This window comes from Bradyrhizobium sp., assembly GCF_027451485.1.
Lineage (GTDB): Bacteria > Pseudomonadota > Alphaproteobacteria > Rhizobiales > Xanthobacteraceae > Bradyrhizobium.
Genome location: NZ_DAIDJE010000025.1, coordinates 25959 through 40813 on the forward strand (window position 1 = coordinate 25959; position 14855 = coordinate 40813).

15 protein-coding genes are annotated in these 14855 nt (G+C 61.6%); 6 read left to right on the forward strand and 9 right to left on the reverse strand.

Features of this window, described 5'->3' with window-relative positions; genetic code table 11:
* Positions 1 to 42 precede the first annotated feature (42 nt).
* Both NEZ08_RS03635 and alkB read left to right on the forward strand, forming a co-directional pair.
* Positions 43 to 789 carry a 2OG-Fe(II) oxygenase gene (locus NEZ08_RS03635; RefSeq protein WP_298103630.1) on the forward strand — a complete coding sequence of 249 codons (747 nt, stop codon included), beginning with the start codon at positions 43 to 45 and terminating at the stop codon, positions 787 to 789.
* A gap of 63 nt (positions 790 to 852) precedes the next feature.
* Positions 853 to 1452, forward strand: coding sequence for a DNA oxidative demethylase AlkB (gene alkB, locus NEZ08_RS03640; protein WP_298103632.1), 600 nt, complete (start codon positions 853 to 855; stop codon positions 1450 to 1452).
* Here the strand turns inward: alkB and NEZ08_RS03645 are convergent.
* The 9 genes from NEZ08_RS03645 to NEZ08_RS03685 all read right to left on the reverse strand — a co-directional run bounded on the left by NEZ08_RS03645 (position 1424) and on the right by NEZ08_RS03685 (position 10061).
* The gene (locus NEZ08_RS03645) at positions 1424 to 2353 is read right to left on the reverse strand and encodes a LysR family transcriptional regulator (protein WP_298103635.1); all 930 of its coding nucleotides are present in this window, start codon (positions 2351 to 2353) and stop codon (positions 1424 to 1426) included. The two genes, alkB and NEZ08_RS03645, sit on opposite strands and share 29 nt — an antisense overlap.
* A complete protein-coding gene (locus NEZ08_RS03650) occupies positions 2331 to 3362 on the reverse strand; it encodes a phosphonate dehydrogenase (RefSeq protein WP_298103638.1) in 1032 nt (343 codons plus the stop codon). Before NEZ08_RS03650 ends, NEZ08_RS03645 begins: the two co-directional genes overlap by 23 nt.
* A 15-nt stretch (positions 3363 to 3377) precedes the next feature.
* Complete coding sequence (phnE, locus tag NEZ08_RS03655) at positions 3378 to 4190, reverse strand: phosphonate ABC transporter, permease protein PhnE (protein WP_367278367.1); 813 nt, start codon at positions 4188 to 4190, stop codon at positions 3378 to 3380.
* Positions 4187 to 5062 (reverse strand): phosphate/phosphite/phosphonate ABC transporter substrate-binding protein, encoded by an 876-nt coding sequence (phnD, locus tag NEZ08_RS03660; RefSeq protein ID WP_298103640.1) that lies wholly within the window; start codon positions 5060 to 5062, stop codon positions 4187 to 4189. The genes phnE and phnD overlap by 4 nt, the downstream gene beginning before the upstream one ends.
* 30 nt (positions 5063 to 5092) lie before the next feature.
* The gene (phnC, locus tag NEZ08_RS03665; RefSeq protein ID WP_298103725.1) at positions 5093 to 5848 is read right to left on the reverse strand and encodes a phosphonate ABC transporter ATP-binding protein; all 756 of its coding nucleotides are present in this window, start codon (positions 5846 to 5848) and stop codon (positions 5093 to 5095) included.
* A 167-nt stretch (positions 5849 to 6015) separates the two neighbouring features.
* Positions 6016 to 7641: a thiamine pyrophosphate-dependent enzyme gene (locus NEZ08_RS03670; RefSeq protein ID WP_298103641.1), complete on the reverse strand. Its 1626-nt coding sequence runs from the start codon at positions 7639 to 7641 to the stop codon at positions 6016 to 6018.
* A 93-nt stretch (positions 7642 to 7734) separates the two neighbouring features.
* Positions 7735 to 8499, reverse strand: coding sequence for a substrate-binding domain-containing protein (locus tag NEZ08_RS03675; RefSeq protein ID WP_298103643.1), 765 nt, complete (start codon positions 8497 to 8499; stop codon positions 7735 to 7737).
* Positions 8500 to 8647: 148 nt separating this feature from the next.
* The gene (hpaD, locus tag NEZ08_RS03680; protein ID WP_298103646.1) at positions 8648 to 9631 is read right to left on the reverse strand and encodes a 3,4-dihydroxyphenylacetate 2,3-dioxygenase; all 984 of its coding nucleotides are present in this window, start codon (positions 9629 to 9631) and stop codon (positions 8648 to 8650) included.
* Positions 9632 to 9662: 31 nt separating this feature from the next.
* Positions 9663 to 10061 (reverse strand): 5-carboxymethyl-2-hydroxymuconate Delta-isomerase, encoded by a 399-nt coding sequence (locus tag NEZ08_RS03685; protein ID WP_298103650.1) that lies wholly within the window; start codon positions 10059 to 10061, stop codon positions 9663 to 9665.
* Between the two features lie 194 nt (positions 10062 to 10255).
* On the opposite strand from NEZ08_RS03685, the gene hpaR reads away from it, so the two are divergent.
* The 4 genes from hpaR (at position 10256) to NEZ08_RS03705 (ending at position 14825) form a co-directional block, all read left to right on the forward strand.
* The gene (gene hpaR, locus NEZ08_RS03690) at positions 10256 to 10777 is read left to right on the forward strand and encodes a homoprotocatechuate degradation operon regulator HpaR (RefSeq protein WP_298103727.1); all 522 of its coding nucleotides are present in this window, start codon (positions 10256 to 10258) and stop codon (positions 10775 to 10777) included.
* A gap of 268 nt (positions 10778 to 11045) precedes the next feature.
* The gene (locus tag NEZ08_RS03695) at positions 11046 to 12155 is read left to right on the forward strand and encodes a malate/lactate/ureidoglycolate dehydrogenase (RefSeq protein WP_298103652.1); all 1110 of its coding nucleotides are present in this window, start codon (positions 11046 to 11048) and stop codon (positions 12153 to 12155) included.
* Positions 12156 to 12425: 270 nt separating this feature from the next.
* Entirely contained in the window at positions 12426 to 13202 is a 777-nt protein-coding gene (locus tag NEZ08_RS03700; RefSeq protein WP_298103654.1) for an aldolase/citrate lyase family protein, read from the forward strand.
* A 99-nt stretch (positions 13203 to 13301) separates the two neighbouring features.
* Positions 13302 to 14825, forward strand: coding sequence for a UxaA family hydrolase (locus NEZ08_RS03705; RefSeq protein ID WP_298103656.1), 1524 nt, complete (start codon positions 13302 to 13304; stop codon positions 14823 to 14825).
* Positions 14826 to 14855: the final 30 nt, after the last annotated feature.

The following is a 14855-nucleotide window of genomic DNA, read 5'->3' on the forward strand; positions in this document are numbered from 1 at the left end:
ACCGGGTGGCGAGAGGCTTCCCGACCTGCGACGGTGGCAGGCATGACGATAGCCGCACAGGATAGACGATCGCCGGTCGAAACCGATATCGCCGCACGCGTGGCGGGGATCGATTGGGGAGGGGCCGCGCGTGATCTCGATGCGCAGGGTTGCGCCGTGCTCAAGGGTTTGCTCGCGGCGGACGAGTGCCGCGCACTGGCTGCGCTCTACCCGCAAGAGACGATCTTTCGCAGCCGTATCGTAATGGGCCGCCACGGCTTCGGCCGCGGCGAATACAAATACTTTTCCTATCCGCTTCCGCGGCCGATCGCCGAGTTGCGTCCGCTGCTTTATGCAGGTCTTCAGCCGATCGCCGACCGTTGGAACGAAGCGATGGGGATCGATATCCGCTATCCGGAAAACCACGAGGCGTTTCTGGTCCGATGCCATCAGGCGGGTCAGCTTCGGCCGACGCCGCTGTTGCTCCAATATGAACAGGGCGACTACAATTGCCTGCATCAGGATATCTACGGGGAGCATGTCTTTCCGTTGCAGGTCGCGATCCTGCTGTCGGAACCCACGCGCGACTTCGAAGGGGGCGAGTTCGTGCTGACCGAGCAGCGCCCGCGTATGCAGTCGCGGGCCGAAGTGGTGCCGCTTCGCCAAGGTGACGGCGTGGCCTTTGCCGTGCATGTCCGCCCAGTGCAGGGGACGCGCGGCGTCTATCGTGTCAATATGCGCCATGGCGTGAGCCGGCTTCGTTCCGGTCGCCGTCACACGGTGGGCCTCATCTTCCACGACGCCAGGTAAGGTTTCACGTTGACGACGGATTTATTTGCCCGTTTTCCGCAAGCGCGCGCCTCGCGGGAGGAAATGGCCGAAGGCGCCGTGCTGCTGCGCGGATTCGCCAGAGACTTCGAGACGGAGCTGATTGCCGCTTTGCGCACTGTTGTGGCGCAAGCGCCATTCCGCCGGATGTTCACGCCGGGTGGTCATCAGATGTCGGTTGCGATGACCAATTGCGGCAGCTCCGGCTGGGTCACCGATCGCACCGGTTATCGCTATGCTTCCGCCGATCCCGTAACCGGCAAGCCGTGGCCTGCGATGCCGCCGGTGCTTTGCGAAGTGGCGGTGCGCGCGGCCGATCGCGCCGGCTTTCCCGGATTTGCGCCCGATGTCTGTTTGATCAACCGCTACGTGCCCGGTGCGAAGATGTCGCTGCACCAGGACAAGGATGAACTCGATTTTGGCGCGCCGATCGTCTCCGTCTCGCTTGGGCTATCCGCGATTTTCATGTTCGGCGGCCTGAAGCGAAGCGACAAGCCGCGGCGGTTTCGCCTGGAGCACGGCGACGTCGCGGTGTGGGGCGGGCCGTCGCGGCTGTTCTTTCATGGTGTGGCGCCGCTCGCCGAAGGCGATCACCCGGTGATGGGTCCGCAGCGTCTTAATCTGACGTTTCGCAAGATAGGATGATGTCAAGGGCTTGTCCGTCACCGCGGATCGAGTGGAGACGGCCCTCTTCAAGAATATAGGAAATGAAGCGCATGGCAGGCGCCGCTTCGGGCAGCCCGCTCGGTGCAATGATCTTCAGTTCTTTTGCAAGTTCGATACCGTTTAGCGGCAGGACGACAAGCTGTCCCGCCAGAACCTCATCGATCACCGCTGCCTCGATCACCAGCGAGATGCCTCGACCGGCGCGGACGGCGCGTTTGACGGCCTCCGTGCTTCCGAGCCCTCTTACGGCGGTCAGCCGGTCGGCAAGCGGCCCAAGCTGTTGTCTCAGGACCGTGTTCGTGCCGGTGCCCGGCTCGCCGCCCAACAAGGTCTGACCCGTAAGCTCGCTTGCGTCGATCATGCTGCGGCTTGCCCAGGGATGGTCGGGCGCTACAATGACGACGAGCGGCTCCCTGCGCCAGCTACGATGGCAAAAGCCCGGACGGTCGCTCCACCATTCCATCAAAGCGACGTCAGCGCGGCCGTTCGTCAGGCGCTCTGCAACATCGGGGTTGGGTCCGATCCAGAGATCGACCGCAAGCCGGTCGCTGGCCTGGAAGGCCACGAGCATCGACTGCAACAAATAGGTGCCGATGTTGCTGGATGCCGCGATGTGCAGGGCCGGCCGTGCAATGACGGCTCGGCTGCGCGCGGCCGTGTCCAGCATGGCGCGGGCCAGCGGGGCAAAGGCAGCTCCTTGAGAGGTCGGTTCGACGAGACCGTGCCGCCGCACCAGCAGTGGCGCAGCAAGATCTTCCTCCAGCTGCTTGATATGTTCGACCACCGTCGACGGCGACAGCTTCAGGTCGCGCGCCGCCGCACGAAAGCCTCGTTCGCCGAGAACGGAGAGAAATGTTCTAGCGTGCAGCAGATTGAGCATGAGCCATTCGCTTGCCAGGATCGTTGACTGCGCCAAATGGAACGCGTCCGGCAAGAACATCGAGAATGCTCCGCGCCGCCGACAGTTCGATTTCGCGCCTCACGTCGGTGACGGCCGATCCGATATGAGGCGTGAATACCGTGGGTGCCGACAAATCCAACAAACGCCGGTCGATGCCGGATGGCCGGTTCTCCAGCGCCCAATCCTCGCATTCGAACGCGTCGGCGGCATAGCCAGCAAGTTGTCCCCGGCTGATGGCGTCCGCCACCGCGCTTTCGTCCACAAGCGATCCGCGCGCCGGATTCACCAGCCTCGCACCCCGCTTCATGGCAGCGAGGGTTTCGGCGTTGACGATGTGCATGGTGCTGGCGATCAAGGGCAGCGCCAGCACGACGTAATCCGAGCTCGCGATCACGTTTTCAAAACTCGTCATGGTGACATACGGCCAGGCTTCTGCCGTCGTCGCGGACACCGACTGGTCACATGCAAGCAGCCGGCATTGAAATCCGGCGAGCCGTTCGGCAATCGCACGTCCGACGAGGCCGAAGCCGACGATGCCGACTGTAGCTCCCGCAAGGCCCGCGCCGTAAAGCTGAGCGCGCCAGCCGTGAAAGCCGTTCGCCCTGATATTCCGATCGCCGGTGACGATGTTTCGCCCGAGAGAGAGCATCAGCCCGATCGCCAGTTCGGCGGTCGGCACTGTCAACAGATCGGGCACGATCGTCACCCACACTCCTGCACCGGTCGCGGCGTGGAGATCGATGTTATCGAAGCCCTTGAGCGCGGCTCCAATGACGCGAAGATCGGGACAGGCCGCCAGAAAATCTGCATCGATCCTGTCGGTCATGAATGCAAGCAGCCCGACGGCATCCCGGCAGCGTCGCCGCACTTCGTGATAATCCCACGGCTCGACCGATGGATTAACCTCGACAGTCGCGTACGCCTCGAGCAGCGCTTGTGTCTCCGGGAAAACGGGATTGGTGGCGAGGATCTTCGGTTTCACGGGCATGGCAACGTCATCGGCTTATTTGAGGTGATTTCGGAGGACAGCTCCGATCCCATCGACCATGGTCACGCAAATCAGGATGCAGATCAGAATGGCGGATACCTGCGCGTATTCGAGAACGCGGAGCGCGGCGATCAACTCGAAGCCGATGCCGCCAGCCCCGACCGCGCCGAGCACGGTGGAAGCGCGGAAATTATACTCCCAGCGATAGATCGTGGTGTCGGCGAGTTGCGGCAAGACTTGTGGCAATATCGCATGGAATACGACCTGGAGCGGCGAAGCCCCGGTGGCCCGCGCGGCTTCGATCGGCTTCGGATCGACATGCTCGATGCTCTCGGCGAAGAATTTTCCGACCATTCCGACGGAGTGCAATCCGACCGCAAGCACGCCGGGCAGAGCGCCGAATCCCACCATCGCAACGAAGATGATTCCCATGATCAGCTCGGGGATCGACCTCAGCAAGTTCAATGACGCCCGCGATGCGCGGTACACGATTTGATTGGGCGTGGTGTTGCGCGCTGCAAACAAAGCCAGCGGCAGCGAAATCGTGACCGCGAGGGCCGTTCCCGCCACCGACATGGCGAGCGTATCCGCCAGCGGTCTGATCCAGGCATGAAAACGCCTGAAATCGGGTGGGAACATTTCGCTGGAAAGCTGCTTGATCGCCGGCCACGCCTCCGAGAACCGCTTTGGATCGAGCAGACCGGTCAGCGCCATGGCGATGACGATCAGAACGACAATCATCAGCATCACGGCGCTGCGTCTGAACCGTAGGGTTCCCTCGCGGGCGAGGATTGCTTCGTATGCGGCTGGGGGAGTGGCAATACTCATCCCTTGAGCTTTGCCAGATCGAGATCGAGCAACTTCGCTGTCTCGCGCAAAATGTCGTAGGCATGATCGTCCGTCGCCACAAAGCCTTCCGCGCGGAACGTCTTCAGTATTTCCTTGTCGTGAAGGTTGAGGAAGGCCTTTCTGATCGAGGCCTTGAGCTCGGGTGCCAGATATCCCTGCATGGTGAGGGGATAGTTCGGAATCGGATCGCTCTCCGCCAACACGACGATCTTGCTGCCGTCAATCGAGCCCTTGGCAACGAGCGATCTGAAAATCTCCTGGCTGAGGCCGCCCGCCTGAACCTGGCCGGATTGGACGGCACGCGCGACCGCATCATGCGCGCCCAGAAGCACGTACTTGTAATCGGTATCGCCGACGAGACCGTTACGGGCAAGGAGCGCGCGCGGTATCAGATGACTGGAGGTCGAGGCGAAGTCGCCGAATCCGACCATCTTTCCCTTGATATCGGCCAGTGTCTTCACGGGGCCATCTGCTCGCGCGATAATGACGCTCTTATAGGTAGGTGAGCCTTTCGAAACGCCGACGGCGAATGCCTCGATGCCCGGAGCCTTTGACTTCGCCAGCACATAAGAGAGGGGACCAAAATACGCGACCTCGATCCGGCCAAAGCGCATCGCCTCGATCATCGAGGAGTAGTCGGTGGTGACGACGAGTTCGACGCCTTTTCCGAGCGTCTGTTCGAGATAGGCTTTCAGCGGTGCCGCGTTCTGGATGATCGTGGAGGCGTTTTCGTCCGGAAGGAGCGCCACGCGCAACTTGGCTGGACTGGATGGCTGCTGGGCGTCGGCCTTGCCGAGCACCATACCCAGGCTTCCGATCGTGCAGGCAAACAGAAAAGTTCTGCGTTCCATGACATTTCCAATCTTGTTGCTTTGGCGGCGTTACGCTGCGGCCATCCGGGAGGATGCGGTGAGGTAAATCTGGTCGAGGGCTGTCTGCCCGAGATGCAATGCTGGTCCCTCGAATACGACGCGACCGCCCGCTAGTCCGATCACGCGATCGGCGAACCGCCGGGCGAGTTCGACCTGGTGCAGGCTGACGATTGCCGTGATGCCATCTTCTCGGCAAATGCGATGAAGATCTGCGAGCACCTTCTCGCCCGTCGCCGGATCGAGGCTTGCAATGGGCTCGTCAGCCAGAACGATCTGTGGCCGCTGCGCCATGGCCCGGGCGATTCCGATACGTTGTTGCTGTCCACCGGAGAGCTGATCCGCGCGATCAAGGGCTCGGTCGATCAATCCGACCCGATCGAGCGCCTGCAGCGCAAGCAGGCGGTCTGCGCGCGGCAACGGAAACAGCGTTCTCGGAAACTCGTGTGCGCTGATGCGGCCGAGCAGAACATTCTGCAGGGCAGTCAGCCGACCAATCAGGTGATGCTGCTGAAAGATCATGCCTGTTCGCTTCCGGTGTTCGCGGAGCGTGCGGCTATCCCTGAAGATTGAGCCCAGACCATCGACGATAATGTCGCCCTGCGTCGGGCTCACCAGCCCATTCATGCATCGCAGCAGGGTCGACTTGCCGGCGCCGGATGGTCCGAGCAGCACGAGAAATTGGCCCTTCGGTACGAAGATGGTCGTCGGCAAGACGGCCCGCATGCCGCTCGGATAGGTCATCGCAACATCGCGCAATTGCAGCATCGTTGGATTTTCCATAGCCGCACCCTGCCGCCGCGACAGGCGGAGGTGATCGACATTTGCAAACAGATGGCCGTTTTGTTCGGTAAATTCGATTACCAGCCGCAAGCGACAATCGCATGACGGCCATCGAGAGCCGCCGATAAACGCTTGCTCGTGGGCAATGGGCGCTACGGCTTGGCCGGATGAATGAACGCCCAGGGACTGACTTCGGAATCCCGCGGCACTTCGATGTCGATCAAATAAGGACCGCCACTCGCCAGCGCCTTCTCCAACTCGTTGCGGAAATGATCGGGCGAGGTGACCCGCGCGGCGCCGACACCAAAGGACTCGGCAAGTTTGACGAAATCCGGGTTGACAAGGTCGGAAGCCACGACGCGGCCCTCGAAGTGCTGGCGCTGGTCGCGCCGGACATTGCCGTAGGAGTTGTTGTTGAACACCAGCACGACTACGCCAATCTTGAATTGCACGGCGGTTGAGAGTTCCTGCATGCCGAACATGAAACCGCCGTCCCCGGTAATCGCCACGACCGGCCGGTCGGGATGGGCGACCTTGGCGCCGAGCGCGGTGGGAAAGCCTGAACCGAGCGTGCCCTGATAACCCGAAGTGATGAACGTCCGCGGCTCATAGACCGGAAAGCCGTACCAGGAGGCAAACCCGACCTGCGACAGCTCGTCGGTGACGATCGCGTTCGGCGGCAGAACCTCGCGCAAAATGTTCAGGTACGCCATCTGCGGCTGGATCTTCTGAATGTCCTTCAGCGTCGCCGCCGAGGCATCGCGGATCGCAGTCCGCCGCCCGGCCGTTTTGGTGTAACCGAGTTTCCGAACTGCGGCTAATAGCTCAGACGTGCCAGCCTTGGCGTCGGCTACAACAGCGGCATCCGGCGCGTATCGCCGCATTTCCGAAGCATCGATATCGATCCGGATGGATTTCAAGCCTTGCGGGAGGAATGGCCAGCGTGTCATCGTCGGCAATTCCAGCCGCGTGCCGATGCCGATCATGAGATCGGTTTGCGGCCACAAGCGATAGGCTGCCGCCATGGTCAGCCCGAGCTCGTGAGCATTGGAGACGATGCCGCGGCCGCTGCGAAAAGCGACCACCGGCGCCTCGATCAGTTCGGCGAGTTCAAGGATTTCGTCGCCGGCTTCGATCGCGCCTGAGCCGACAAAGATCATCGGCGTCTTGCTTGCCGCGATCAGGTTTGCCGCCGACTTGATCCGGTCGGGATCGGCCTCGGGCGATGGAAAGCGTTCGAATACCTCGGCCGCACCGACCTCGACCCTCTGGGTAAAAACGTCCCAAGGCATTTCCAGAGAGGCTGGGCCGCGCCGCCCGGACAGCATCTCCTGGAATGCGCGCGCCACCAGGGCAGGGGCATTGGCCGGATATTCGATACGCTCGGCCCACTTCACAAAAGTGCGGAGGGTTGCAAGCTGGTCCGGCATTTCGTGCAGATGGCCGCGACCCTTGCCGAGAAAGGCGGATGGCACCTGTCCGGTCAGACAGAGCACCGGTTCATTGGCGCCAAAGGCCGTCAATAGCGCGGCGCCTGCATTGAGCACGCCGGGGCCGGGCACCACGCTGAAGACGCCCGGCTTGCCGCTGGCGCGCGCGTAGCCAAAGGCCATGTAGCCGCATGCCTGCTCGTGCCGAGCGCCGATCACCCTGAGCTGCGCCTGATGGAACGCATCGAACAGGCCGTAGATCTGTGCGCCGGGCAGGCCAAACACGGTGGTGATGCCGTGCGCGACCAGACCGCTGACAATGGCTTCGCCGCCGGTACTTAAGGGCATTGAACGATCCGATCAGTAGAAACTTGCCGTGGAACCAGCAGCGGCGAAAGTGGCGGTGTTGGAATGAATCTCGTCAAGTCCCAGGTAAATCCTCTAGCTCTTGCCGGGTGTCATGCCCTTGGCCTTGACCACGACGGTGGCCGTCGGCGATGTGATGAAGTCGACGAACGCTTTGGCCGCGTCCTTTTGCTTGGAATCGACCGCAAGCGCCGCCGGGAAGACCAGCTCCTGTTGGTATTTGGCGGGGAGCGGACCGACGATGTCGACACCCGGCGCGATCAAAACGTTATTGACGAAGATCGCCAGCTCCGCTTCGCCGTTGGCGACCGCCGGGACGATGCCGGTCGGCTGGTCCTGTGCGACGGTCTTGGCCCTCATCGCATCTTCGATGCCAAGCCTTTCGAACAGCCTCAGGATGTAGGAGCCGGCGGCGCTGGCCGGCAGGAATGTGATGGATTTGGCCGCCAGCAGCGTCTCCTTGAAAGCCTCCGGGGTGCTGATATCGGGCTTTCGCGCGCCGGCCTTGACAGCGACACCGAAGCCGACACGCGCAAATTCGACCGGCGGCGCGAAATGCGTCTTGGCGACCGGGTCATAGAAAACGTCGATTGGAACGACACCGACGTCGAATGGCTCGCCGGCCGTCACCGCCTTGATCAGGTTTGGGGTCGTATCGAAATGGATGGCGAGCTTGTGGCCGGAGGCCTGTTCGAATTTCGGGCCGAGCTCCGTCAAGATACTTCTCAGCGATCCGCCCGCCAGAACTCGCAGTTCGTCGGCTTGTGCGCCGGATGTCGGCGACAAAACCGGCGCCAGGCCGAGTACCGAGGCGGCTGCCACAATCAGCGACATTTTCATGAGGTCTCCGTCTACTGGCATCCCGGTGTCATTACCTTTTGGATGGTTCGTTTACGAATGTCAGAGCCAAAGGGACACGAGCAAATCAAAAAATCTAGTGTGGCCGTTCAGAAGTCCGCAATGGCGGCGGGCTCGTCGATCCCCCGCGCTAATCGGCCACGGTGACGTCGGCGACAAATTGCGGCTCGCGCACGGCCTGTTCGGAGAAGGGCGATCCCTGCTCGAACCACGAGCGCGGGGCGGGCGCACCCCACAGCGTCTGCCGGCGCGGATCGTTCAGCGACCAGCGCATCGGTTCATGGTCGTGATCGCCGGTGAAGTAATCGCTGGTGTAGAGTTCAAGGCGATGGCCATCAGGATCGCGGATGTAAAGGAAGAACGCGTTCGAGATACCATGTCGGCCGGGACCGCGCTCGATATTCTTGAGGTATCCGGTCGAGGCCAGCACGTCGCAGAGGTGCAGAATGTTCATCGCCGTCGGCACCCAATAGGCAAAATGGTGCAGACGAGGACCGCTGCCGTTGGTGATAGCGAAATCGTGAACGTTGCCCTTGCGATGCAACCACGCCGCCGCGATCCGCCCCTGGGGTCCGTCTTCCTCGGCATACTCGGTCAAACGGAAGCCAAGGCGGGCATAGAAGTCGACCGTATCCTGCACCTCGGCGGCGAAAACATTGAAGTGATCGAGCCGCTGCGGATGGCAGCCCTTGTAGAGATCGTAGCGGCGGAGCAGGTGCGGGCGCTTGTCCATCGCCGCGTAGAGTTCGATCCGAAAACCGAAGGGATCGGTAAAGTGCAGCGTACGACCCTGAAACGGCTGCTCCGAAAAGGCATGAGCGATGCCGTTCTGCGCAAAGAATGCAGTGGCCTTATCGAGATCCTCTTCATTGCCGACCTTGAAGCCCAATCGGCGGCAGCCAGCCTTGGGCGCCTTTCGCAGCACCAGCGAGTGATGCTGATGTTCCTCGCTGCCGCGCAGAAAGACTGCGGTGTTGCCGCGCTCCTCGACATGCAGACCCACGGCATTTTCGTAGAATGCGGAACTCGCGCCCAAGTCCACCACGTCGAGCACGACATGGCTGCTTCTGATGATGTTGAATGGCGGATCGAACACGTGTTGCGGGATCGGCATCGCAAGTCCTTCGGCCTAACGTTCCAGCCCGTTATCCATGTGCAGCCTCCGCTTTCAAGGCTTCGTGGATGTTGTTACGCTTCCAGCTGGTTTCCTTGTCATTGATCTGCATGTCAAACGACAGCGCGAATTTGCGTTTAGCGAAAACCGGATCGAGGTACGCCGACAAGGCGCGAAAAATGCGTTCGCCGGCTTCTTTGCGCGTTTTGAGGTCGCGCCCCTCGCCGAGCCGCAGCAGCATGTCGAGGAAACCAAAATCAGGATTGCCGTCGCCGATTGCATAATGCCCGCACCGCACCGCGCGGACACGGATGCCGCCGAGCGGGAAAATCCCGGTCTCTACCGCGGCCTTGCGAACGATTTCGACCAGCTCTGACATGTCGATATGGCTGTCGAGATTGGCTGAATACTCGATCGTGAAATGGGGCATGGCGGGGTTACTCCATGGAGGTCCGCTCGGTCGGGCGGCGGCAGTTCCACAGAAGAGGGACCATCATCGGTGTGGCGGCCGCTCAGAACAACGCAAAATCCCGATGTCGAAAGATGATTAACATGTTAAGTTAAGCCCGGCAAATCGCATTGATTTTGTGCGGCGCACACGATCCTGGATCAACGGACGCGGCAATGACGTCTAAGAGATCGACCGGCACTGCTGGTCTGCACGTGGTTGACCGCCGGATTCCGATGCGCGACTTCTCGAAATCGCTGCCGATGTCGCTGTTGCGCGCGCGGGAAGCGGTGATGAAGCAGTTTCGCCCGTCGCTGCGTGTTCATGGATTGACCGAGCAGCAGTGGCGGATTCTGCGGGCACTGGCTGCGGTCGATGCGATTGAGGTGACGGAATTGGCCCGCGTCGCCTTCCTGCTAGGCCCGAGCCTGTCGCGGATCCTGCGCGACCTGGAAGGCCGCCAGTTGATCGAGCGCCGAACGCGGAAGGCCGACCTGCGCCGCGGCGTCGTTTCAATTTCCCAGAAAGGTTTGAAGCTGATCGAGGTCGTGGCTCCGACCTCGGAAGCCATCTACGCCGCCATTACACAGCGCTACGGCACCCAAAGGCTGGCTAAGCTCCAGGACATGCTGGTCGCGTTGGAAGATGGTCTGGGGACGCTCGAACTGGCTGATGCCGCACCTTCAGAAGGTAAATGATAAGCGTTTTCGAGCGAAGTGGAAACCGGTTCGCATGAAGAAAGCGCGCAAAACGAGAAGCTGGAGCTCAATTTGGTTTCAGTCAAAACCGGATATGCTCCAGCCGCAAATCTCACGACCGCTGCCGAGCAATTTCGGCATACCCTTGTTACCGCCATGGTCTTGCTCACCGCGCAAAACGCGCGCATGGGATTATCGCTGGTCCGCCGCGGCGGTGGCATAAGCACCACGAAAACACGAGCGCCAAACCGAAAGAGCCACGACTGCCATGGTCACGATCCAGGTTCCAAATCTCATCAATTTTGTTGCGGACATTTTCGCTCACGCGGAGTCCTCTCCGGAAGAGGCGCGGCGCATTGCGACTTATCTGACGACCGCCAACCTCACCGGGCATGACAGCCACGGGGTGATCCGCGTCCCGGTCTATTTGCGCTGGAAGAAGATGGGCTCGGTCGTTCCAAACCAGAGCGCCGAGGTCGTGGTCGATACGCCGTCACTGGCCGTGGTGGACGGAAAGTTCGGCTATGGACAGACCGTGGCGCCGGTTGCAGTGAAGATCGGTATCGAAAAATGCAAGAAGGCGGGGCTAGCCGCGATTGCCTTGCGCAATGCCGGACATATCGGCCGGGTCGGCGATTGGGCCGAGATGGCAGCAGCCGAAGGCCTCGTCTCGGTGCATTTCGTCAATGCGGCGGGCTCGCTTCTGGTTGCGCCGTTCGGCGGCGTCGAGAAGCGGCTGTCAACCGCGCCTTATTGCGTCGGCGTTCCGCGCCAGGGCCAGGACCCGATCGTGCTGGATTTCGCCACGTCCATCGTCGCCGAAGGCAAGTGCCTGGTCGCAAGCCGCGGTGGCAAAAAGCTTCCCAAGGGCGCGTTGATCGATGGCGATGGTACCTTGAGCGAGGATCCGCACGTGCTCTACGGCCCCTACACGGCGGATGGCCCGCGCGATCACACGAGGGGCACCGGTGCAATTCGCGCTTTCGGCGAGCATAAGGGCTCGGGGCTTGCGTTCATGTGCGAGCTGCTCGGCGGTGCTTTGACCGGCACGGGCGCTACCGCGCCGAACCGGCGCTTTGCCAACGGCATGCTCGCCTTCTACATCGACCCCAGCGTCGTCGACCCCGCGCATTTCTTCGATGGCGAAATTTCCCGTTACGTCGATTTCATCCGCGGGACCAAGCCGATTGCAGGCGGCGACCCGGTCATGATTCCGGGTGACGTCGAGCGCAAGACCCGAGCCGAGCGCACGCAGAACGGCATTCCGCTGCCGGATGACACCTGGGCTGCAATCGTCAACGCCGCCCGCGAGGTCGGCGTCGGCGAGGCGAGCATTCAAATGGCAACCCAGAGCTCCGATTCCGGAGTTCGCAAATGATTGCAGCGACCCATGATGTGAACTCCGAAATCGAACGAGCTCTCCGATATATCGATCCTGGTACGGCTTTGAAATTGAAGTCCTACGACGAATTTGCCGGGACGCCGTCAGGAACTTCAAATTCGCCGTACCAGTAATGCGTGAATTTGCCGAGCCGGCGGCTTTGTTCAACGCTACAAGCGGACACCGAATTGGCGCGTAACCGGGACGCTCAGCCTCAGCGTTTCCGTTCGCGATGCCGAAACAGAATTGCAACTCAGGGGAAGAACAATGGCAAACAAGGTCAAGGAAATCTGGGCGTCGGGCAAGGTGGTTTTGAACGCCTGGCTTGCGATTCCCTCCGGCTTTTCGGCCGAGGTGATCGCGCAATGCGGTTTCGACAGCGTCACCGTCGATATGCAGCATGGCGTGCAGGACTATCAGTCGATGGTCCAGTGTTTTCAGGCCATGCACGGCCATCCGGTGACGCCGATGGTGCGGGTGCCGTGGAATGAGCCTGGCATCATTGGCAAGGTTCTCGATGGCGGCGCCTATGGCGTGATCTGCCCGATGATCAATACGCCGGACGAGGCCAGAAGCCTCGTTGCCTACAGCAAATATCCGCCTCTTGGCACGCGTTCGAACGGCCCGATCCGCGCGGGCCTCTACGGGACGGCCGGCAGCTATCAGAAGACCGCCAATCAGGACACCGTGGTGCTCCCGATGATGGAGACGAAGACAGCGATCGAGAACATGGAGGCAATCCTCGACGTTGAAGGCATCGACGGCGTTTATATCGGGCCCTCCGACCTCGGCTTCTCCTATGGACTGGTGCCCAAGCTCGATCGCGAGGAGCCGGAAATTCTGAAGATCTACGAGAAGATCGTGAAGGAATGCGGCAAGCGCGGCCTCCACCCGGGCATCCATTGCTCGGGCGCCGATGGCGCGCTGAGGGCGATCAATATGGGCTTCCGCCTCGTAACGCTGTTCAACGAGGTCGGCCTGATGGCGACCTATGCGCGGATGCAGACCGCGCAGACCAGGAAGGAGTCGGGAGGCAAAGCCTGAAGGCCAGTCACGAACAAGGACTAGCGAACAGATCCTTGCTGTTCGCTATCCGTCGCTCCGTATTCGCACCTTCGTTCGCCGTTGCAGAGGAGATTAATCATGGCCCCGTCACCCGTCATTCGTCTGCACCCTGATGATGGCGTCTTGATCGCCCGGTCGAGCCTGCCGCCCGGCCTTGGGGTGGCGGACGGCGTCACTACGGTCGAACGCATTCCGGCCGGTCATAAAGTCGCGGTCAAGCCGATCGCGGTCGGCGAGCCCGTTCGCCGCTATGGACAGATCATCGGCTTTGCCACTGCACCGATTTCGCCGGGCCAGCATGTGCATACGCAGAATTGCGGGATGGGCGACTTCGCCAAGGATTACGCATTCGGCGTCGATGTGAAACCCGTGCCGAATTTCGATCTGCCGGCGACGTTCGAGGGCATCCGCCGTCCCGACGGACGGGTCGCGACCCGCAATTATATCGGCATCCTCACATCGGTGAATTGCAGTGCGCATGTCGCCGGTCTGGTCGCGGATGTGTTTCGGAAGAACCCGTTCACCGGGGATGATCCGCTGGCCGACTTTCCCAATGTCGACGGCGTGGTCGCGCTCACCCACAAGACCGGTTGCGGCATGACCCAGGACGAGCCGCTCGCGCTTCTCCGCCGGACGCTCGGCGGCTATGCGCGGCATGCGAATTTCGCCGCGGTCGTCGTGCTGGGTCTTGGCTGCGAGGTCAACCAGATCGGCGGGATGATGCAGGAGCAGAAGCTCGCCGGCCGGTTGCGTGAACTGGAAATTCAACAGATCGGCGGCACGCGCAAGACGGTCGAGGCCGGCGTGGCGTTCGTGCGTGAGGCGCTCGCCGACGCCAACAGGGTCAAGCGCGAGGCGGTCCCGGCGAGCGAATTGACGGTTGCCCTGCAATGCGGCGGCTCTGACGGCTACTCCGGTGTGTCGGCCAATCCGGCGCTCGGGGCAGCAAGCGATCTTCTCGTTAGCCACGGCGGCACGGTCATTCTGTCGGAGACGCCGGAGACCTATGGCGCCGAGCATCTCTTGACCCGGCGCGCGGTCAGCCGCGAGGTCGGCGAAAAGCTCGTGAAGCTGATGCGCTGGTGGGAAGAATACACCGCGCGCGAAGGCGCCGAGATGAACGCCAATCCGAGCCCCGGCAACAAAGCCGGCGGCCTGACGACCATCCTGGAAAAATCGCTCGGCGCGATGGCGAAGGCGGGCAGCACCAATTTGGTCGACGTACTGAACTATGCGGAAGCCGTCACCAAGAAGGGCTTTGTCTTCATGGATACGCCCGGCTACGACCCGGTCGCGGCGACGGGACAGGTGGCAGGCGGCGCCAATCTCGTGTGCTTCACCACCGGCCGCGGCAGCGTTTTCGGCTGCAAGCCGGCGCCGTCGATCAAGCTTGCGACCAACACCCCCATGTACAAGCGCATGGAAGACGACATGGACGTCAATTGCGGCACCATCCTCGACGGCGAGGAGACGGTACAGCAATGCGGCGAGCGCATTTTCGACCTGATGCTCAAGACTGCCTCCGGCCGGCCGACCAAGAGCGAGAGTTTCGATTTTGGCGGCGCCGAATTCGCACCTTGGGTGCTCGGCGCGACGATGTAGGAAAGCGAATGGTGGTGCGGGCCACGGCCG

Excerpts from the sequence above, each read along its gene's own strand:
- NEZ08_RS03635 (WP_298103630.1), top strand. The coding sequence starts at position 43 with ATGACGATAGCCGCACAGGATAGACGATCGCCGGTCGAAACCGATATC.
- alkB (WP_298103632.1), top strand. The coding sequence starts at position 853 with ATGGCCGAAGGCGCCGTGCTGCTGCGCGGATTCGCCAGAGACTTCGAG.
- NEZ08_RS03645 (WP_298103635.1), bottom strand. The coding sequence starts at position 2,353 with ATGCTCAATCTGCTGCACGCTAGAACATTTCTCTCCGTTCTCGGCGAA.
- NEZ08_RS03650 (WP_298103638.1), bottom strand. The coding sequence starts at position 3,362 with ATGCCCGTGAAACCGAAGATCCTCGCCACCAATCCCGTTTTCCCGGAG.
- phnE (WP_367278367.1), bottom strand. The coding sequence starts at position 4,190 with ATGAGTATTGCCACTCCCCCAGCCGCATACGAAGCAATCCTCGCCCGC.
- phnD (WP_298103640.1), bottom strand. The coding sequence starts at position 5,062 with ATGGAACGCAGAACTTTTCTGTTTGCCTGCACGATCGGAAGCCTGGGT.
- phnC (WP_298103725.1), bottom strand. The coding sequence starts at position 5,848 with ATGCTGCAATTGCGCGATGTTGCGATGACCTATCCGAGCGGCATGCGG.
- NEZ08_RS03670 (WP_298103641.1), bottom strand. The coding sequence starts at position 7,641 with ATGCCCTTAAGTACCGGCGGCGAAGCCATTGTCAGCGGTCTGGTCGCG.
- NEZ08_RS03675 (WP_298103643.1), bottom strand. The coding sequence starts at position 8,499 with ATGAAAATGTCGCTGATTGTGGCAGCCGCCTCGGTACTCGGCCTGGCG.
- hpaD (WP_298103646.1), bottom strand. The coding sequence starts at position 9,631 with ATGCCGATCCCGCAACACGTGTTCGATCCGCCATTCAACATCATCAGA.
- NEZ08_RS03685 (WP_298103650.1), bottom strand. The coding sequence starts at position 10,061 with ATGCCCCATTTCACGATCGAGTATTCAGCCAATCTCGACAGCCATATC.
- hpaR (WP_298103727.1), top strand. The coding sequence starts at position 10,256 with ATGACGTCTAAGAGATCGACCGGCACTGCTGGTCTGCACGTGGTTGAC.
- NEZ08_RS03695 (WP_298103652.1), top strand. The coding sequence starts at position 11,046 with ATGGTCACGATCCAGGTTCCAAATCTCATCAATTTTGTTGCGGACATT.
- NEZ08_RS03700 (WP_298103654.1), top strand. The coding sequence starts at position 12,426 with ATGGCAAACAAGGTCAAGGAAATCTGGGCGTCGGGCAAGGTGGTTTTG.
- NEZ08_RS03705 (WP_298103656.1), top strand. The coding sequence starts at position 13,302 with ATGGCCCCGTCACCCGTCATTCGTCTGCACCCTGATGATGGCGTCTTG.